Source organism: Leifsonia sp. GW821-FHT13C09 (genome assembly GCF_058806435.1).
Map to the genome: position 1 here is coordinate 121707 of NZ_JBXAPS010000005.1, position 19174 is coordinate 140880.

Annotated in this window: 15 protein-coding genes; 9 read left to right on the plus strand and 6 right to left on the minus strand. The window is 71.1% G+C overall.

The annotated features are described in order from the left end of the window. Nucleotides 1–135: 135 nt before the first annotated feature. The 7 genes from AC1ROW_RS16395 to AC1ROW_RS16425 all read left to right on the plus strand — a co-directional run bounded on the left by AC1ROW_RS16395 (nt 136) and on the right by AC1ROW_RS16425 (nt 8102). Nucleotides 136–1239: a hypothetical protein gene (locus tag AC1ROW_RS16395; protein ID WP_493019960.1), complete on the plus strand. Its 1104-nt coding sequence runs from the start codon at nt 136–138 to the stop codon at nt 1237–1239. 117 nt (nt 1240–1356) lie between these two features. Beyond that, the gene (locus AC1ROW_RS16400) at nt 1357–2301 is read left to right on the plus strand and encodes an ABC transporter ATP-binding protein (RefSeq protein WP_493019961.1); all 945 of its coding nucleotides are present in this window, start codon (nt 1357–1359) and stop codon (nt 2299–2301) included. After that, the gene (locus AC1ROW_RS16405; RefSeq protein WP_493019962.1) at nt 2298–3995 is read left to right on the plus strand and encodes an ABC transporter permease; all 1698 of its coding nucleotides are present in this window, start codon (nt 2298–2300) and stop codon (nt 3993–3995) included. Before AC1ROW_RS16400 ends, AC1ROW_RS16405 begins: the two co-directional genes overlap by 4 nt. A gap of 7 nt (nt 3996–4002) precedes the next feature. After that, entirely contained in the window at nt 4003–4476 is a 474-nt protein-coding gene (locus AC1ROW_RS16410; RefSeq protein ID WP_493019963.1) for a GbsR/MarR family transcriptional regulator, read from the plus strand. A gap of 83 nt (nt 4477–4559) precedes the next feature. Next, on the plus strand, nt 4560–5015 hold the full coding sequence (locus AC1ROW_RS16415; protein ID WP_493019964.1) for a hypothetical protein: 456 nt from the start codon (nt 4560–4562) through the stop codon (nt 5013–5015). 33 nt (nt 5016–5048) lie between these two features. Continuing rightward, a complete protein-coding gene (locus tag AC1ROW_RS16420; protein ID WP_493019965.1) occupies nt 5049–7031 on the plus strand; it encodes a M13 family metallopeptidase in 1983 nt (660 codons plus the stop codon). 156 nt (nt 7032–7187) lie between these two features. Continuing rightward, a complete protein-coding gene (locus AC1ROW_RS16425; RefSeq protein WP_493019966.1) occupies nt 7188–8102 on the plus strand; it encodes a serine hydrolase in 915 nt (304 codons plus the stop codon). 4 nt (nt 8103–8106) lie between these two features. Here the strand turns inward: AC1ROW_RS16425 and AC1ROW_RS16430 are convergent, their stop codons facing one another. The 6 genes from AC1ROW_RS16430 to AC1ROW_RS16455 form a co-directional block, all read right to left on the minus strand. Continuing rightward, complete coding sequence (locus AC1ROW_RS16430) at nt 8107–9165, minus strand: NAD-dependent epimerase/dehydratase family protein (protein WP_493019967.1); 1059 nt, start codon at nt 9163–9165, stop codon at nt 8107–8109. Between the two features lie 76 nt (nt 9166–9241). Then, a complete protein-coding gene (locus AC1ROW_RS16435) occupies nt 9242–11803 on the minus strand; it encodes a bifunctional lysylphosphatidylglycerol flippase/synthetase MprF (RefSeq protein ID WP_493019968.1) in 2562 nt (853 codons plus the stop codon). A gap of 96 nt (nt 11804–11899) precedes the next feature. After that, the gene (locus AC1ROW_RS16440; RefSeq protein WP_493019969.1) at nt 11900–13288 is read right to left on the minus strand and encodes a glycine--tRNA ligase; all 1389 of its coding nucleotides are present in this window, start codon (nt 13286–13288) and stop codon (nt 11900–11902) included. A gap of 177 nt (nt 13289–13465) precedes the next feature. Continuing rightward, nucleotides 13466–14242, minus strand: coding sequence for a DUF3800 domain-containing protein (locus tag AC1ROW_RS16445; protein WP_493019970.1), 777 nt, complete (start codon nt 14240–14242; stop codon nt 13466–13468). 31 nt (nt 14243–14273) lie between these two features. Continuing rightward, nucleotides 14274–14897 carry a GNAT family N-acetyltransferase gene (locus AC1ROW_RS16450; RefSeq protein WP_493019971.1) on the minus strand — a complete coding sequence of 208 codons (624 nt, stop codon included), beginning with the start codon at nt 14895–14897 and terminating at the stop codon, nt 14274–14276. Nucleotides 14898–14931: 34 nt separating this feature from the next. Next, complete coding sequence (locus AC1ROW_RS16455; RefSeq protein WP_493019972.1) at nt 14932–16233, minus strand: glutamyl-tRNA reductase; 1302 nt, start codon at nt 16231–16233, stop codon at nt 14932–14934. Between the two features lie 113 nt (nt 16234–16346). Here AC1ROW_RS16455 and hemE point away from each other — a divergent pair, with 113 nt between their 5' ends. Both hemE and AC1ROW_RS16465 read left to right on the plus strand, forming a co-directional pair. Next, a complete protein-coding gene (gene hemE / locus AC1ROW_RS16460; RefSeq protein ID WP_493019973.1) occupies nt 16347–17507 on the plus strand; it encodes a uroporphyrinogen decarboxylase in 1161 nt (386 codons plus the stop codon). After that, nucleotides 17504–19174, plus strand: a complete 1671-nt coding sequence (locus AC1ROW_RS16465; RefSeq protein ID WP_493019974.1) for a protoporphyrinogen/coproporphyrinogen oxidase — start codon at nt 17504–17506, stop codon at nt 19172–19174. Before hemE ends, AC1ROW_RS16465 begins: the two co-directional genes overlap by 4 nt.

Here is a 19174-nt window from a genome sequence, read left to right on the forward strand (position 1 = left end):
ACCGGCGCCGGCTGCTGACCGCTGCGCTGCCGTCACGCCGACGCTGTCTCGCGCGGCGACCGGCCGCTACGATCAACGCATGCAGCAGCCAGAGTGCAGCTTCTCCGGCCGGTCGGGCGTCGCCACGGTGCGCCCGTGACGCCCGCCGAGGCGGCCGGTCTGCTCGGGCTCCCCGAGAACGCGACCGAAGCGCAGATCACGGAGGCGTACGCCGCCAGCGTGGCGACCGTCCCGGATAGCGACGTCGCCGCGGTCGACGCGCTCGCGCGCGCCAGGGACGCCCTGCTCGCCGGGGTCCGCTGGCTGCCGCCGCAGAGCGCCGCTGCGGCGAGGGAGTGGGAGAACCCGCAGGCCGGGACGACGCCGATCGGGCTGGGAGCGCTTCCTGGTGCGGGTGCACCGCCGGCGGCCGCCGCGCCGCAGGGCGTGCCGGGGCAGCAGCCGGGATACCCGCCGCAGCCGGGCGCCGCGCGTCAGGCGCACCAGCAGCCGACGACGTATCCACCGCGCTCCGCCCAGCCGACGCAGGCGAACGCCGCCGGCACTGCCCCCGGCATCGGCCCCGTCCCGGGCAGCGCTCCTTTCCCGGGCGGCGCCCACACTCCCGGCAGCGCACCATTCCCTGGCAGTGCGCCTTTCCCGGGCAACGCTTCCTACCCGGGCGCCGCTTCCTACCCGGGCGCGGCCTCCTACCCGGGCGCGGCCTCCTACCCGGGCGCCGCCTCCTACCCCCAGCAAAGCCCCTACCCCGGCTATCCCTACCAGTCCGCCTACCCCACACCCTCCCGGCCCCGGAAGCCGCTCTCCAACGGCGCCATCATCGGCATCGCCCTCGGCAGCACCGCCCTGCTTCTCGTCGTCCTGCTCGTCGCCGTGATCGCCCTCGTCGGCAACGCCCAGCACGGCGCCGCGAGCACCGCGGCCCAGCACGGCTCCGCCGCTGCTCCGTCCGCACCGCCGTCGAGCGGGGACCCCTCGGCCGCCGACCAGAGCTCTGTCATCGACGGCGTGACGATCCAGCCGGAGCAGGGTTGGACCTTCCTGCTCACCTCCTCGCGCGACTGCCCCGGCGCCGAGGTGATCGTCGGGTTCGCGGACACGGTCGACGGCGACACGATCGATCAGCACACCGACACCGTGTCGCTGAAGGCCGGGGTCCCGTACACGTACACCGTCCCCGACACCGCCTCCACGCACGAGTACGCCGGCATCGACGACCTGCAGTGCATCCCGACCTGACGCACGACCCGGCCGGCCCGGCCCGATGCCGGACCACGCCCCACACCTAACCCTTCAAACGTAAAGATTCCGTTAATAGTTTTCACAAATTACTGAATCACGCGTAGACTCACGCCCATGACCACAGTGATTGAGGCCACCGGCCTCGAGAAGCGATTCGGCCGCGTCCGGGCACTCGACGGGCTCGACCTCACCGTCACCGAGGGTGAAGTCCATGGATTCCTGGGGCCGAACGGCGCCGGAAAGTCCACGACCATCCGCATCCTCCTCGGTCTCGCGCGCTCCAACGGCGGCGCCGCCCGCGTCTTCGGCAGCGACCCCTGGCGCGACGCCGTCGCCCTCCACCGCCGCATCGCCTACGTCCCCGGCGACGTCAGCCTCTGGCCGAACCTGTCCGGCGGCGAGGCCATCGACCTCCTCGCCCGGCTCCGCGGCGGCACCGCCGACAAAGCGGCCTACGCCGAGCGGAAGAAGCGGCTGATCGACGTCTTCCAGCTCGACCCGACCAAGAAGGGCCGCGCCTACTCCAAGGGCAACCGGCAGAAGGTCGCGCTCGTCGCCGCCTTCGCGACCCCGGCCGACCTCTACATCCTCGACGAGCCGACCAGCGGACTCGACCCGCTGATGGAGGCCACCTTCAACGCCGAGATCGGCCGGATCGCGCGGGACGGCGCGACCGTCCTGCTCTCCAGCCACATCCTGTCCGAGGTCGAGCTGCTCTGCGACCGGGTCAGCATCATCCGGGAGGGCAGGACCGTCGAGTCCGGAACACTGGACGAGCTCCGGCACCTGACCCGCACCGAGATCTCGTTCGCGGCCGACGGGATGACGGACGAGCAGCTCGCCCGCATCCCGGACGCCCACGATCTGCGCACCGACAACGGCCGCGTGAAGTTCACCGCCGACAGCGACCGCCTCGCGCCGGTCCTCGCGGCGCTCGCCGACCTGGACGCGAAGAGCCTGACCGTCGCGCCGCCGTCGCTGGAGGAGCTCTTCCTCCGCCACTACGGCGACGAGCTCGCCGGCGTCGCCGAGCTGGAGGCGGAGGCGAAGGGGCGATGAGCACCACGACCACCGACCGCCCTGCCACGCGCGCCGGGCGCACAGCCGTCCCCGAGCGCGGACGCGTCGCGACCCTCGGCGTCCTGCTCCGCCAGCGTCTGCGCCGCGACCGCTGGCAGCTCCTCATCTGGATCCTCTCCATCGCGTTCCTGGCGCTGTTCTCGGCGGCGAGCATCGAATCGACGTACGGGTCGGCGACCGGCCGCGAGGAGCTGATCCGGCTCGCGATCGCGAACCCGACGGTCCTCGTCCTCCGCGGCCTCCCGCAGGGCACCGGCCTGGGGGCGGTGACCTTCTTCGAGATCTACACGTTCCTCGCTCTGCTCGCCGGCCTGATGAACACGTTCCTCGCCGTGCGGCACTCCCGGGCGGAGGAGGAGTCCGGCCGGGCGGAGCTCATCGGCTCCACCCCCGCGGCGCGGCTCACCCCGACGGTCGCGACGGTCATCCACGGTGTCCTCGCGGACATCGTGCTCGCCCTCGCCACCGCGCTCGGCTTCCTGGCGTCGGGCCTCCCGGCGTACGGCTCGCTCCTGGCGGGCGCGGCGGTCGGTGGCGCGGGCGTGGCCTTCCTCGCCGTCGGCCTCCTGCTCGCCCAGGTGATGAGCACCTCGCGCGGCGCGAACGGCTACGCCTCCGCCGTCGTGGTGCTGGCCTGGGTGCTCCGCGGGATCGGCGACGCGATCGGCACGGTCACGGGCTCCGGCACGACGATGGTCTCCGGCTGGCCCACCTGGCTCAGCCCGATCGGCTGGGGTGAGCAGTTCTCGCCGTATGTGCGCAACGACTGGACGCCGCTGCTCCTCCAGCTCGGCTTCGCGGTCATTCTCATCGCGGCGGTGTTCGGCCTCCAATCGGTGCGCGATTCGGGGGCCGGGATCGTCCCGGAACGCGCCGGCCGACGCGACGCCCTCCCGACGCTGAACGGCCCGTTCGGGCTGGCGTGGCGCCTCCAGTGGCCGACCGTCCTCGGCTGGACGATCGGAGGCCTCCTCACCGGCGTGCTCGCCGGCGCGCTCGGCAGCGTGGTCAGCACGTCCATCGCCAACGACCCGAGCCTCGGCAACATCCGGGATGCCGTCGCCCACCTGGGTGCAGGCGGCTCGGGCCCGATGACGGCGCTCTTCCTCTCCGCGATCATGTCGATCGTCGGCGTGCTGGCTGCCGCGTGCGCGGTGCAGGCGGTCATCCGGCTGCGCCAGGAGGAGGTCGGAGGCTCGGCCGAGGTGATGATGGCGACCCCGGTCTCCCGGGTGCGCTGGCTGTTCGACTTCGTGCTGGTCGGCCTGATCGCGATCGTGCTCGTGCTGCTGGCGGCAGCGCTCGCCGCCGGGATGTCCGCGACCGCGGCGGGGGAGAAAGCGTCCAGCTTCAACGACGCGTTCGCCGCCGCGGCCGCGCAGTTCCCGGTGGCGCTGGTCTACCTGGGCGTGCTGACCCTGGTGTTCGTGGTGCTGCCGAGCTGGACCGTCCCTGTCGGCTGGGCCGCACTCGGCGCCGGCGCCTTCATCGGCATCTTCGGCGCCCTGATCAAGCTCCCGGACTGGCTGCGTCACGTCTCCCCGTTCGCCGACGCCCCCGTCGTGGTCGGGAAGGTCGATTGGACCGGTGGATACTGGATGTTCGGCATCGCGGTGGTCGCGCTTGCCGCCGCCGCGGCGCTCATCCGCCGCCGGGACTTCGCGATCGGGTAGGGACGGCATGGCCAGGGACGAAGAGGCTCTCACCGAGGTGATGGAGCACTCCGCGGCGGTGCTGACCGCCGCGGGTTTCCCGAAGATGCCCGCCCGGGTGCTGATGGCGCTCACGGTCACCGACTCGGCAGGGCTCACGGCAGCGCAGCTCGCCGAGCGGCTGGACGTGAGCCCAGCCGCGATCTCCGGTGCGGTCCGCTACCTCCAGACCCTCGGGATCGTCCGGCGGCTCTCGCAGAACGGCAGCCGCCGCGACCTCTACCAGATGCCGGCGGACTGGTACGCGCTGATGGTCCGCAACAGCCCGATCTACGGCGTGCTCGCCGATCAGGCGGACGCCGGCCTCGCCGCCGTCGACGACCCGGACGACCCGGCGACCGAGCGGCTGCGCGACATGGCCGGCTTCTACCGGTTCATGCAGGACAGACTCCCGGACATGCTGAACGAGTGGGAGCAGATCCGGGCATCCCGCGACACGTGAGATCCATCCTGCGACCGGCGTGCCTCGCCGGCCGCTCGTGAACATCTGAAATGCTAATGATCGGACTCACCAAGGGGATCGACATGCGTTTCACCACTCCGGCGCGGAAGGCGCTGGTGGTCGCGGTGCTGCTCGCAGTCAACGTGGCGCTCGCGCTGCTGTTCGACGCGCTGCACTCGGAGCCGGCCTCCATCGTGCTGACCGTGTTGCAGGTCGCCGGCTGGTACCTCGTCACGAGGATGTTCCGCGGTCCGGGGGAGTCTGTGAGGGCCGCGCGCCCGTGGTGGCGGATGACGAACCGGCCGCTCCTGTCCGGGGTGTTCGGCCTCGGCTACGCCGTCCTCGCCGTGGTGAACATCGGCTTCTCGCTGGCCGGCTTCGGCAGCGTCTCCGGCACGGTCTCGATCCTCGCCGAGCTCGTCCTGGCCGCGCTCTTCCTGAACTCGTACGCCTGCCTCCGCCCGCGCCGTGCCGTACCCGCGCGGCCGGCCTCGCGGACGCAGGCCCGGCCGCGTGGCTCCCGCGGCGCGCGCACCTGACAGGCGCGCCACCCGCGCCGTAGGCTGGGGCGCATGACGCTCTCCTCCGGCATCGCCACCGACGAACTCGACCCAACGATCCGACCGCAGGACGACCTGTTCCGGCACGTGAACGGCACCTGGATCGCCCGCACCGAGATCCCGTCCGACAAGGCCCGCTGGGGCTCCTTCATGGAGCTCGCCGAGAAGTCGGAGGCCGCCGTCCGCGAGATCGTGGAGGCCGCGCAGTCGGCTCCGGAGGGCACCGAGGAGCGCAAGTTCGGCGACCTCTATACGAGCTTCCTCGACGAGGACCGCGTCGAGGCGCTCGGCGTGCAGCCGATCCAGGCGCAGCTCGCCATCGCGAGTGACGTGTCCAGCATCCCCGAGTTCCTGAAGACCCTCGGCGAGCTGGAGCGGCACGGCGTCAGCGGCATCTATCAGCTCTTCGTCGACAACGACCCGGGCGACCCGAGCCGCTATCTCGTGTTCGCCGAGCAGGCCGGAATCTCGCTGCCGGACGAGTCCTACTTCCGGGAGGAGCGGTTCGCGCCGATCCGGGAGGCCTTCGCCGCGCACATCCAGCGGATGTTCGAGCTGGCCGGCTTCCAGGACGCCCCCGAGCGCGCCCAGCGGGTCTACGACCTCGAGGTGGAGATCGCCGCGCAGCACTGGGACAACGTGACCTCCCGCGACTCCGAGAAGACCTACAACCTGTTCTCGTGGGACGACGCGTCGGCGCTGTTCGCGGGCGGCGAGGCCGGCCACGCGCACGCCGCCACCGGCCTCGACAGCTGGGCAGCGGGCCTCGGGGCGCCGCAGGGTGCGCTCTCCGAGATCGTTCTGCGCCAGCCGTCGTTCACCTCCGGCGTCGCGGGCCTCCTGGTGGAGGAGAAGCTGCAGTCCTGGAAGGACTGGCTGGCCTGGCAGATCATCCACGACTCCGCCCCGTATCTGACCGGCGACTTCGTGGACGCCAACTTCGACTTCTACGGCCGTACCCTCACCGGCACTCCGGAGATGCGCGCCCGCTGGAAGCGCGGCGTCTCGCTCGTGGAGGGCGTGATGGGGGAGGCCGTCGGCCGAATCTACGTCGAGCGGCACTTCCCGCCCGCGGCCAAGCAGGCGATGGACGAGCTGGTCGCCAACCTGATCGAGGCGTACCGGCAGAGCATCCAGAAGCTCGAGTGGATGGGCGAGGACACCCGTCGGCGCGCGCTGGACAAGCTCGGCAAGTTCACCCCCAAGATCGGCTACCCGGTGAAGTGGCGTGACTACTCGGCGCTCACCATCGACCCGACCGACCTGGTCGGCAACGTGCGCGCCGCGGCCCTCTTCGAGTTCAACCGCGAGCTGAACAAGATCGGCAAGCCGATCGACCGCGACGAGTGGTTCATGACCCCGCAGACGATCAACGCCTACTACAACCCGGGCTTCAACGAGATCGTCTTCCCCGCGGCGATCCTGCAGTACCCGTTCTTCGACGAAGGCCGCGACGCCGCCGCCAACTACGGCGCGATCGGCGCCGTGATCGGCCACGAGATCGGCCACGGCTTCGACGACCAGGGCTCCAAATTCGACGGCGACGGCAAGCTCGACGACTGGTGGACCGCCGAAGACCGCGCCGCGTTCGAGAAGCGCACCGGCAGCCTGATCGCCCAGTACGACGCACTCGCGCCGGCCCAGGTGCCCGACCACCACGTCAACGGTGCTCTGACGATCGGCGAGAACATCGGCGACCTCGGCGGTCTCGGCATCGCCTGGAAGGCGTACCTGCTCTCCCTCGGCGGCGAGGAGCCGCCTGTGGTCGACGGCCTCAGCGGCGCTGAGCGCTTCTTCCTCAGCTGGGCGCAGGCTTGGCAGCAGAAGGGCCGCGACGAGGAGGTCATCCGCCTGCTGGCGATCGACCCGCACTCGCCGAACGAGTTCCGCTGCAACCAGATCGTCCGCAACATCGACGCCTTCTACGACACCTTCGGGGTCACCGACGGCGACAAGCTGTGGCTGGCCCCCGAGGAGCGCGTGACCATCTGGTGAGGTCCTGCGGACAGCGCAAAAGGCTCGCCCGGCCGCCCCTCCGGAGAGGTAACATCGTCCCTATCGTGTCGAGGGAACCCACCCTCGCTGCGACGCGGCCCGGGGGGACCGCGCACCGCCCGACGCTCCCGACTCGGAAGAAAGACCCAGCGCGACGTGACGATCCAGACCCCGGATACCCACCACCGCCGCAGGCACGCGACCGCGCGCCGAGGGCGGCACCGTGGGTCGGCGCCCGCCGCCCCCGAGGTCTTCAGCCGCGGCTTCGACGCGCTCGGCCGACTGGCGGTGCAGGGCGTGCAGGTGTCGGCGCGCGCGACGGACCTCACCACCGGCGAGGTGCTCTTCTCGGTGGACGACCACGTGGTGATGCCGACGGCGAGCATCGGCAAGGTCCTGCTGCTGGTGGAGGTCGCGGCGCGTCTGCAGTCGCGCCAGCTCAGCCCGCTGGCCCAGCTCGATCGCACGCCGACCGACATCGCGGGGGAGTCCGGCATCTGGCAGCACCTGCAGGTCCCGGCCCTGCCGGTCGCCGACCTGGCCGCGCTCGTGGGTGCGACCAGCGACAACCTCGCGACCAACGTCCTCCTGCGCCGCGTCGGGCTGGAGGCCGTGAGCGCCCGCACCGAGTCGCTCGGCCTCACCCGGACGGCGCTCCTGGACCTGGTGCGCGACCACCGCGGCCCGGACGACGCCCCGCAGCTCTCGGTGGGCAGCGCCAACGAGCTCACCTGGCTGTTCTCGGCACTGGCCCGCGGGGAGGTCGTGGATGCCGCGACCAGCCGCCAGGTGATCTCCTGGCTGTCCCTGAACAGCGACTTCTCCCTGGTGTCGAGTGCGTTCGGCCTCGACCCGCACTCCCACCGCCACCCCGAGCACGGCATCCTCCTGGTCAACAAGACCGGCACGGACGCGGGGGTCCGCAGCGAGGTCGGGGTGCTGCGCGGGCCGCGCGCGGGGGTCACCTACGCGGTGTCGACCTACTTCGACGACACGTCGCTGCCGGCGCGCCTGGCGGTGATCGACGGGATGCGGACGGTCGGGCTGGATCTGCTGGAGTACGTGTTCTAGCGCGTCACAGCCGCGCGAACAGGGCATCCTCCGCTTCGTAATCGAACCATCGATCTCCGCGCGCCCGCTCGGCGAGCGTCGGGAACACCTGCTCCCACCCCGCTCCGCGGCGCTCGGCCGCGCGCACCTCCCGCACGGCCCAGTCCACCGCGTCCGCCACCGCCTCCCGGTACGGGACCGGCTGGCGATACCCGAGCTGCAGCGTGGCCGCCGCCATGCTGAGCAGCAGCGGGTGCGTGACGCTCCAGGGCGTGCCGCCGACGTCGTCCACGGGCGGCCCGGGGAAGGTCACGACCTCCACCTCCTGGTCGAGCGCCGCGTAGACGGCACGGGCGATCTCCGCGACGCTCAGATCGTCCTGATCCACCGCGTTGAGCACGCGGCGTCCCGGGTGCGCGGCGCAGAGCGCGACCAGCTCGGCGAGGTTCACGGTGGCGGACGTGCTGAACCGGTTGGCGCCGCCGTCGGAGAGCAGGACTCGCCGACGGCCGTCCAGCGCCCGCTTGACGAAGTACCACTCCCGCAGCGCCGGGCTGAACGGTCCGTGGATCGCGCCAGGACGGAGGATACTCACCGGCAAGTCCTCAACCGCCAGGAGGTGGCGCTCCATCGCCGCCTTGAGCGGCGAGTAGGTCCGCTCGTCGTTGTCGACGGTGGGGTCGGTCTCGCGCAGCGGGAGCGGAAAGTCCGGGAAGTCCTCCGGGCCGGTCACGATGTCCAGGTAGCCGCCCTCCCTCCCGGTGTAGACGGAGGCGGTGGAGATCACCACGAGCGAGCCGACGTCCCCCGCGAGTGCAGCGAGCTGGTCGGCGTGCTTCGGCTCGTACGCGACCGTGTCGAGCACCAGGTCGCGGCCGCGGGCGAGCGCCAGCAGCGCAGCCGTGTCGTCGCGGTCGAGGCGTGCGGTCGAGACGTTCGGGTCGTTCAGGGCTGCGTCTCCGGAGTGTCGTCCGCGGTGGGCGACCAGCACCGACCAGCCGTCGGCGGCGAGGCGCCGGGCGGCGGCCGAGCCGATCTGCCCTGTGCCGCCGATGATCATCGCGGTGCGTGTCCCGACCGTCATGGCGCAACGGTACGCCCCGGCGACTCGACGCAGCGGGAAGGCGGGTCTGCCGTCAGCAGACCGCCCCAGCCGCCCCTCACCCCAATAGCGTCCGCGCCAGCGCCACATACTCCCGCGCGTTCACGTCCGGCAGGTATGCCCGCCCGATCGCGTTCCCGATCGCCGGGAGGGACACCGCGTCCGGGTAGGCGAGCCACAGTGTCTCGTACGTCGGGTTGAACTTGCTCTTGAACGCGAACAGCGACGCGAACCCGTATGCCGGCTCCAGCGTCCGGGCCAGGAACGCGAGCAGCCGGTCCATCACCGCCGGACCCTCGTCTTCCGACTCGGCGTCGAGGGCACCCGCCGGCTTCGTCGCCAGCGGCGCCCCGGACAGGCTCAGCACCTCCACGCCCTCGCCGCGCATCCGCTGCGCCGCCGACGCGATGACGAACTCCATGATGCCCGGGATGCTCTTGTCGGCCCGGCGCATGAAGTCGATCGTGTAGCCGACGATCCGGCCGTCCCGCCAGCTCGGCAGCCAGCTCGTGACCGCCTGGAGGTCGCCCTGCGGGTTGTAGGCGAGGTAGAGCCGCACCTCCGGATCCTTCAACTCGTCGATTCCGCCGAGCGTGAAGCCCATCTCCGGCAGCTCCTTCTCGGAGACCCACTGCTCGCTCAGCGCGACGATCTGGTTCTGCTGGATCGGCGGCAGCTCGGCCCAGGTCGTCCACAGCGTGGAGATGCGCTCCTTCACTCCGCGGTTGTGCGCCTGCCGGACCTTCTGCCACGGCTTGCCCTGCAGGTCGAAGGTCTGCGGGTGCATCAGCGTCTCCTGGCCGACCGACACGCTCTGCCAGCCGAGCGACTCGAACACCGGGAGGAACGTGCCGTGGATGCTGTAGAAGGCGGGAGTCCAGCTGTTCGCGTCGCAGAAACCGATGAAATCGATGATGGTCTGCTCGGCACGCTCCGGCCGGCACACCGGATCGGAGAGGGTGATGGCCACGCCGTTGATCACCCGGTACGCGACGGCGGCCTCGCCGTCCTCCGAGAACCAGTAGACGTTCTCCGGCCAGGTTCCCATGAAGCCCAGCGTCCCGCCGCCGACCTCGTGCAGAAGCTCGCGGAAGTGCAGCTCGTCGCCGACCGTCCGGCCTGTGGAGGTCGCCCGGTACAGCCGCATCGTGCCGATGACGAAGATCGTCCAGAACACCGGGCCCACCCACTGGTAGAGCAGCAGCGTGAACGGCGACGTCGGCACGATCACCGGGCCGAGCACCGACTCGAAACCCGCCGGCACGAACCGCCGCAGCGTGGAGGCGAACACGTCGCCGATGGAGGCCTCCGGCACGAAGGACGACAGCGTCCCGAGGCCCGCGATCAGGTACAGGACCGCGAGCAGCGCGAACGCGACGACCGCCAGGATGGTGAAGCGCACGACGGCATCCCGGGGAGCGCGGATCTGGAACTGCCGCCGCGTCGCCACCAGCAGTGCGATCGACGCCAACGGGACCAGCAGCGTCGCCGCCAGCCACAGCAGCACCTCGATCGCGGGCGCCAGAAGATCGATGCTGTCCACGTTGATGGTGATCTCGCCGCCGGGGAGCGCCGTGAACGGGAGGAGGATCATCCCGGCGTTCACGATGATCCCGAGCAACCACGCGAAGTGGCGGCCCCGACGGAGGCCGATCGCCGTCACGATGAGCAGGACGAGCGGCAGCAGGCTGAGCAGCAGCGGGCCGACGCCCTGGACCGCAACTGCCGCGAGCTCGTCGCGGCAGTTGCTCGTGTCGGCGGCCTTGCACGCCGCCAGCACCGTCGCCGCGGCGACCTCCCGGTGCTGGAACAGCGCCGAGATGAACGAGAACGGGCCGAGACCGCCGGGCGGCAGGAGTGCGGCGAGCGGGCCGATCGCGGTGATCGCGACGATCGCAGCGACCAGGTTGCGCGTCTCGGCGTGCGAGCTGCGGCGCATCTTGTGGAGGCGTCCGCGGCGCAGGATGACGCCGAGCGCGAGGCCGAGCAGTGCCGCGAACAGCCGGTAGACGTTGTTCTGGTCGCCGTTGTAGAGCACGAACATGATGACTGTGGCGAAGGTGAGCAGCCGGATCCGCCGTCGCCACAGCGTCGTCGCGAAGGCGCTCGCCGTGACCAGCGCCCCGACGATCCCGACGGTCGGATCGAGGGTGAAGTCGAATTCGGTGGCGTGCGCCAGGATCTCTCCCACGTTCGCGGCGGCCCACTGGCCGAGCACACCGAGCGTGATGCCCAGCACCCCGGTGACCAGGAACGCGATGATCAGGCGCACGGTGCCCAGCAGCCGCTCGGACGCCGCGAGCAGCGTCAGCGCCAGCAGGACCGAGATCACGACCTGGATCGGGTCCTCCGGCACGAAGAGCGCCGTGAGCGGTGTCCACCAGTACCCGGCCCGGATGGTCGTCGGCACCCCCGCCGCCCAGACCAGGGATCCGCCGCCGACGCTCGCGGCGCTCCACAGCGTGCCGGTGGCGATCGAGGTCGCGAGCAGGACCACCGCGAGCGTCACGCTCGCGGGTGCGATCTGCACGTAGGCGCGCAGCATCGCCCACGCCGGCGGGCGTCCCGGGGAGGGAGAGGCCGCCGGCGCCGGTGCGGTGTCAGTGGGAGCCGTGCTCATGATGTCTTCCTCGCGGTGGCCCCCACCCTAGCCGTCGGCACCCGTTCCCGGAGGCAGAATCTGCTGTCCGGTGGTCGAACGGGCGCGTGCGGAGGATCAGATCTCCCGCAGCCGCTCCGCGAGGTAGCGGTCGAGGCCTTCGAGCGGGATGCGCTCCTGCTTCATCGTGTCGCGGTCGCGCACGGTCACGGCGTCGTCCTCGAGCGAGTCGAAGTCGACCGTGACCGCCAGCGGCGTGCCGATCTCGTCCTGGCGGCGGTAGCGGCGGCCGATCGCGCCCGAGTCGTCGAAGTCGACATTGCGGCGCTTGCGGAGCTTGTCGGCGAGACCGCGGGCCAGCGGAGACAGCGCCTCGTTGCGGGACAGCGGGAGGACGGCGACCTTCACCGGCGCGAGACGCGGGTCGAGGTGAAGCACAGTGCGCTTGTCGGTGCCGCCCTTGGCGTTCGGCACCTCCTCCTCGTCGTAGGCGTCGACCAGGAACGCCATCAGCGCGCGGGTGAGACCGAAGGACGGCTCGATCACGAACGGGACGTAGCGCTCGTTCTTGTTCTGATCGAAGTAGCTGAGGTCCTTGCCGGAGTGCTCGATGTGGGTCCGCAGGTCGAAGTCGGTGCGGTTGGCCACGCCCATCAGCTCGCCCCACTCGCTGCCGACGAAGTCGAACTTGTACTCGATGTCGATGGTGCGCTTGGAGTAGTGCGCGAGCTTGTCCTTCTCGTGCTCCAGGCGGCGGATGTTCGCGGGGTTGATGCCCAGGTCGACGAACCAGTCCCAGCAGAGGTCGATCCAGGTCTGGAACCACTCGTCGTCGGTGCCGGGCTCGACGAAGAACTCGATCTCCATCTGCTCGAACTCGCGGGTGCGGAAGATGAAGTTGCCCGGCGTGATCTCGTTGCGGAACGCCTTGCCGATCTGGCCGATGCCGAACGGCGGCTTCTTGCGCGCGGCCTGCAGCACGTGCGCGAAGTCGGTGAAGATGCCCTGCGCCGTCTCCGGGCGCATGTAGTGGAGGCCGGACTCGTCGTCCACGACGCCGAGGAAGGTCTTCATGAGGCCCGAGAACTGCCGGATCGGCGTCCACTGGCCGACCTTGTCCGGGTGGTCGGGGTCGGCGATGTCGGCGAGGCCGTTCGCCGGCGGGTGGCCGTGCTCGGCCTCGTACGCCTCGAAGAGGTGGTCGGCGCGGTAGCGCTTGTGGGTGATGAGGGACTCGGTCAACGGGTCGCTGAAGACCTGCACGTGACCGGAGGCCTCCCACACGGCGGTCGGCAGGATGATCGCCGAGTCGAGGCCGACCATGTCGCCGCGGCCGCGCACGAAGGCGTTCCACCACTCGCGCTTGATGTTCTCCTTGAGCTCGACGCCGAGAGGACCGTAGTCCCACGCCGAGCGGGTGCCGCCGTAGATCTCCCCGGAGGGGAAGACGAATCCGCGGTGCTGCGCCAGCGTGATGACGGAATCCAGTCTCGACGGTGCGGCCATGGGTGCTCCCTGTTCGGTGCCGGGGTGGTGGGGGACCCGTCCATCCTACTGAGGATGCGCCGATGGCGTTTGGCTCGCCAAGGCGGCTGACTCTACCTTGTAGTAGACTTGCGAACGCAAAACTCCATGCAGGCTTGAGGACTGCTCGCGGGGTATTGCGATCCGCGGACCCCTGGCTTACGCCGGGGGTTCTTGCGTTGGGCTGAGCCAGTGGACTCCCTCGTCGCTGTCGGCCGGCCAATGGGCCGAGGTCTGCATGTACGCCGCGATCGCAGCGTGCGACGGTTGAAACGCGCCGCCCCAGATGTCTGGATACGTTTGACGGTGCTTGTGGTACGCGCCATAGGCGATCAGGTCCGCAGCCTGAATGAGCTGGCTGTAGCGGCTGTCCTGCATGACGACGTCCTCCACGATTCGGCGTGTGGATAGTTCCAGAGACCGATGGACTTCGCGATAGGGACCCGACGCGCGCAGTGCGCGCTCCCAGAGCTCGTGTCGCTCCCTCGCGTCGAGCGTTCCCGTCTCATCAAGGCCGTGCTGTCCGTCATAGAAGATCATTACCCGTGTGTCATGGAGAGCCGCCCAGTCCTCCAGCCACGCGATGAATCTGGCGTACATCACATGCGGTGATCGCTCTGCGGCGCCGATGGTGACGAGTTCGAACGAACTCCGCTTGCTCAGATGGCTCAGCGCGATACGAGCGGCCGTGGCACGGGAGCTGCCAGTGAACGCTGCCTCCTGCTCCGGGTTTTCGCAGAATTGTCCACGGCCCTTGAACAGCTTGTTCGCATGGAGCTCCTTGCGCTTGTGAATGCCGAAGAGTCGATACAGCTCTTCGCGCCCGGTCAGCCACGCATGGAGCACTTGGGACCAATCGACATCCCGGATCAGCAGCGCGGTCAGCAGCTTCCCGCGCGACGGGTCGCCTGAATCATCGACGTAACATAGATGCACACATCTATGATTTCAGACCAGGCACCCGACCTCACCGGCTCGCGCGGAAGTCGTCCTCCAGGATCGCGAACACCGCGGTGTCCGACCACTCGCCCTTGTAGATCTCGCTCCCGCGCAGCAGCGCCTCCTGTTTCATCCCGAGGATGCCGCACAGGCGCGCCGACGCCTCGTTGCGGGCGTCGAGCTGGGCGAAGACGCGGTGGCCGCCGAGGGTGTCGAAGCAGAGCTCGAGGAGGCGCGTCGTGGCCTCGGTCGCGTAGCCGCGGCCGTGGACCGCCGGGTGGAAGACCCAGCCCATCTCGAACTTCGCCCACTCCGCCTTCTTCAGGAAGAGGCTCACGTGGCCGATCACCCGGCTGTGGCCGCCTTCCGGGTCCGGCAGCTCGACCGCGTACACGATGCCGTCGCCGTCGGCGGCGAGCCGGTTCATCGCGATGCGCTTGCGCAGGTGCTCGGCCGACTCGTCGTGGTCGTGCACCTCCCAGTAGAGGTAGCGGGCGACGTCCTTCAGGCGCTCGAACTCGTGCCCGTTCTCCAGGTCGCCGCTGTTGAGCGGGCGGAGCAGCAGGCGCTCGGTGCGCAGCTCCTCCGCGGCGTAGGGCAGCCCGGCGGCGGCGTGGGGCTCGGTGGCGGTGATCGTGGCCTCGTCGCTCACGTGTCCTCCTCTGGTGGGTGCTCCTGGACGGACGTCAGGAGGCGGCGGTCTCGTCGTCGACGGCGCGGAGCGCCTGGGGTCGCGGCGCGGTCTCGACCTCCACGCCGAACAGCGCGGATGCCGCGTCCACGAACGCCTGCGCGTCGCCGTTCCTGGCGAGTTCGCGGGCCCGCACGGACGGGGTGTGCAGCAGCACGCCGGCCAGGTGTCGCAGCGCGGCCTCGGTCTGCTCGGTCGAGTCGCCGCGGGAGCGCGCCCGAGCGATCTCCGCGTCCAGGATGGCGAAGACGTGGGTCCGGAGGGCGACCAGCGCCGGCGTGACGGCCTGCTCGGCGTTCTGTGCGGCGAACTCCGCGGCGGCGGCGCCGACGAGCTCCCGGGCGTCGGCCGCGGCGTTCAGCTCCTCGATCGGCGCGTGGATGCTGATGGTCTCGAGGTCGAGCAGTTCGACGCCGCGCAGCTCGGCGGCGGCGGGTTCGACGTTGCGGGGGAGGCCGAGGTCGATCACGAGGCGGCCCGTGACGGCGTCCGGTGCGGCGATCGCGTCCGCCAGCAGGGCGCGGGTGATCACGTGGTCGGTGACGGCCGAGCAGGTGACGACCAGGTCTGCGGCGCCCAGTGCCTCCAGGAGGTCGTCGGACTCGACAGGAACGACATCGTGCGAGAGGGCGAACTTGGCCGCGCGGCCGGTCGGCGAGAACACCTGCACGTCGGTCACCCCGCGCTCGCGCAGGGCCGCCAGGCTGGCGCCCGCGTACTTGCCGGTGCCGACGAGCAGCACGCGCACGGCGGCCCAGTCGCTGATCCGGCTCTCCGCCAGTTCGAGCGCGAGGCGCACCATCGAGCGGCCGGCCGTCATGATGCCGGTCTGGTTCTTGACTCCGCGGGAGGTGCGCGACGCGACCTGGAAGACGCGTTCCAGGTTCCCGGTCACAGTGCCGGAGGTGCGGGCCGACTGCAGGGCGCGGCGCACCTGCCCGGCGATCTCGCCCTCGCCGACGACGACCGACTCTAGGCCGCTGGAGACGGAGAAGAGGTGCTCGGCGACCGCGTCATCGCTGTAGACGGCGCTGGAGGAGCGGAGGGTGTCCCCGTCGATGCCGCTGGCGGCGGCGACCGTCTCGATCAGGTCATCCGTGGTCGCGTCGGCAGCGAGCGGCTGGGTGTCCACATCGAGGTAGGCCTCGAAGCGGTTGCAGGTGGCGAGGACCACCGAGCCGGCGACGATTCCGTGCTGCTCCGCGAGTGCCGCGGTGACGGCGGGCGCGTGGCGCTCGAGCCGTTCGAGGAGGTCGAACCCCGCAGTGCGGTGGCTCGACGAGAAGCAGAGAAGCACGGGTGAAAGGATACGCTCGGCGCCGACCAGACTCGAATCGAGATACCCCGTCCTGAGCCTGTTCGACAGGATTCCCGGGTGATTGGCAGATTCCTGCCTGGCAGAATCGTCGGGTGACCTCCCTCGACCCGACCCACCCGCTCTCCGAAGGCCGAACCGCGGGCAGCCGCCTGATCCGCTCCTACCAGGGCGAGCGCCAGGAGACCGTTCCCGTGTGGTTCATGCGCCAGGCCGGGCGGTCGCTGCCCGAGTACCGGGAGCTGCGCATCGGCACGCGCATGCTCGACGCCTGCCTCGATCCCGCGATGGCGAGCGAGATCACGCTTCAGCCGGTGCGCCGACACGGTGTGGACGCCGGCATCTTCTTCAGCGACATCGTGGTGCCGCTGAAGCTCGCCGGCGTCGCCGTGGAGATCCAGCCCGGCAAGGGCCCGGTCTTCGAGACCCCGGTGCGAACCGCCGCCGACGTGGCCCGCCTGGAGGAGGTCGACCCGGCCTCGCTCGGCGCCGACACGTTCGCCCCGATCGCGGAGGCCGTGCGCCTGACCACCGCCGAACTCGGCGACACCCCGCTGATCGGCTTCGCCGGCGCCCCCTTCACCCTCGCCGCGTATCTCGTGGAGGGCGGCCCCTCGAAGGACCACATCCGCGCCCGCACGCTGATGCACGCCGACCCGCAGACCTGGGCCCGCCTGATGGCGTGGAGCGCCGACGTGACCGGGGCCTTCCTGCGCGCGCAGCTCCTGGCCGGCGCGAGCGCCGCCCAGCTCTTCGACTCGTGGGCCGGCTCGCTGTCGCTGCGCGAGTACGTCGAGCACGTCGCCCCCGCGTCCGCTCGGGCGCTCTCGCACATCCGCGACCTCACCTACGAGGTCCCGCGGCCTCCGGTGGCCGGCGTCGACGCCGTCGGCGACGCGCCGGTGAACCACGAGCCGCTGGTCCGAAACGTTCCGATCGTGCATTTCGGCGTCGGTACCGGCGAGCTGCTGAAGGCCATGCACGAGGTGGGCGCCGACGCCGTCGGCGTCGACTACCGCACCCCGCTGGACGAGGCCGCCCGCCGGCTCGGCCACGTCGTCCCTGTGCAGGGCAACGTCGACCCGGCCATGCTCGACGCGCCCTGGGAGGTGCTGTCCGCGCACGTCGTGGACGTCCTGGAGCGCGGCCGGGAGGCGCCGGCGCACGTGCTTAATCTGGGCCACGGCGTCCCGCCGGAGACCGACCCGACGGTGCTGACCCGCGTGGTCGAGCTCGTCCACGGATGGCGGGCATGACCTCCGAACCCCTCGACCACGCCGCCGCGGATCACGACGCCGTGACGGAGAGCATCCGGCATGCGGTGGAGGCCCCGCCGACGCGCATCGTCGTGATCGGCGGCGGCGTCTCCGGACTGGTCGTCGCGCGCGAGTGCGCCCGTCCGGGCTTCGAGGTCACCCTGCTGGAGGCGTCCGGCCGCGTGGGCGGTTCGGTCGCGCCGCTGGAGCTCGGCGGCATCACGGTCGACGCCGGCGCCGAGAGCTTCGCGACCCGCGGCGGCCACGTCGCCGCCCTGCTGGCGGAGCTGGGCCTCGCGGACGATGTCGTGGAGCCGAACCCGGCCGGCGCCTGGGTGCGCAACGGCACCCGCACCGTCCCCCTGCCGAAGGCCGGCTTGCTCGGCATCCCAAGCTCCCCGTTGGCGTCCGACGTCGTGGCCGCGATCGGCTGGAGCGGCGCCGTGCGCGCCTACCTGGACCGGCTCATCCCGGTGTTGAAGATCGGCCAGGAGCGCAAGCTCGGCACCCTGGTGCGCAAGCGGATGGGGTCGAAGGTCCTCAGCGAGCTGGTGTCCCCGGTCGTGACCGGCGTGTACTCGGCCGACCCCGACGACCTCGACGTGGATGTGGTCGCCCCGGGACTCAACGCGGCGCTCACCCGGCTGGGCTCGCTCTCGGGCGCGGTCGGCGAACTGCGTTCGGCAGCGAAGGCCGGCAGCGCGGTGGGCGGCATCCGCGGAGGCATGTGGCGGCTGCCGGCGGCGCTCGCCGCAGACATCGAGGCCCGGGGCGGGACCATCCGCACCGGCGCGGCGGTCGTGTCCGTGACGCCGTGGATCGCCCCCGACCCGCAGGACGCTGCCGCAGCCGCGGTCGAGGCGGCGATGGCCGACGCGGCCGACGGGGCCGCTCTCGACGGGCTCGCGCTCGCCGGGCAGCTCCCTGCGGAGCCGACGCCCGAGCCGGCCGCACCTGCCGTGGAGCCCGCCGACGCAGGCCCCGCGCGCTGGACCATCACCCTCGCGGACGGCTCCACCCTCGACGCCGACGCCGTGGTGCTCACCGCCCCGGCCGACGTCGCCCTAACGCTCCTCCCCGGCATGGACGCCGCCCTCGGCGACCTCGCCGCGCTCGACTGGCCTCCCGCGTCCAGCGTCGAGCTGGTCACCCTCGTCCTGACCGACGACCGCGTCGGCGCCGCGCCGCGCGGCACCGGCGTCCTCGTCGCCGACGGCCCGGGCACCGGGGTGTCGGCTAAGGCGATGACCCATTCCAGCGCCAAGTGGGCGTGGGTGGCGGAGGCCGCGGGCCCAGGCCGGCACGTCGTCCGGCTCTCCTACGGCCGCGCCGGCCGGGCGTCCGAGACGTCCGCCCTCTCCGACGGCGAGCTTCGCGCGCGCGCCGTCGCGGACGCCGCCGCGCTGCTGAATATTCCGCTGGAGGAATCCGCGGTCTCCGCGTTCGCCCGGACCCCCTGGACGAACGCCCTCCCCTATGCAACAGTGGGGCAGCGGGAGCGCATCCAGCGCGTCCGCGACGGAGCTGAGAACGTCGAAGGGCTCGAAGTGACCGGCTCCTGGCTGACCGGCACCGGTCTCGCGTCCGTCATCCCGGACGCGCGCCGGGTGGCGGAACGAGCCAGGGGTCTACGCTGGAAGGCACTGACCGACGACCTGGAAGGGTGA

Coding starts and splice junctions, on each gene's coding strand:
- AC1ROW_RS16400 (WP_493019961.1), top strand. CDS start 1,357: ATGACCACAGTGATTGAGGCCACCGGCCTCGAGAAGCGATTCGGCCGC.
- AC1ROW_RS16405 (WP_493019962.1), top strand. CDS start 2,298: ATGAGCACCACGACCACCGACCGCCCTGCCACGCGCGCCGGGCGCACA.
- AC1ROW_RS16410 (WP_493019963.1), top strand. CDS start 4,003: ATGGCCAGGGACGAAGAGGCTCTCACCGAGGTGATGGAGCACTCCGCG.
- AC1ROW_RS16415 (WP_493019964.1), top strand. CDS start 4,560: ATGCGTTTCACCACTCCGGCGCGGAAGGCGCTGGTGGTCGCGGTGCTG.
- AC1ROW_RS16420 (WP_493019965.1), top strand. CDS start 5,049: ATGACGCTCTCCTCCGGCATCGCCACCGACGAACTCGACCCAACGATC.
- AC1ROW_RS16430 (WP_493019967.1), bottom strand. CDS start 9,165: ATGACGGTCGGGACACGCACCGCGATGATCATCGGCGGCACAGGGCAG.
- AC1ROW_RS16435 (WP_493019968.1), bottom strand. CDS start 11,803: ATGAGCACGGCTCCCACTGACACCGCACCGGCGCCGGCGGCCTCTCCC.
- AC1ROW_RS16440 (WP_493019969.1), bottom strand. CDS start 13,288: ATGGCCGCACCGTCGAGACTGGATTCCGTCATCACGCTGGCGCAGCAC.
- AC1ROW_RS16465 (WP_493019974.1), top strand. CDS start 17,504: ATGACCTCCGAACCCCTCGACCACGCCGCCGCGGATCACGACGCCGTG.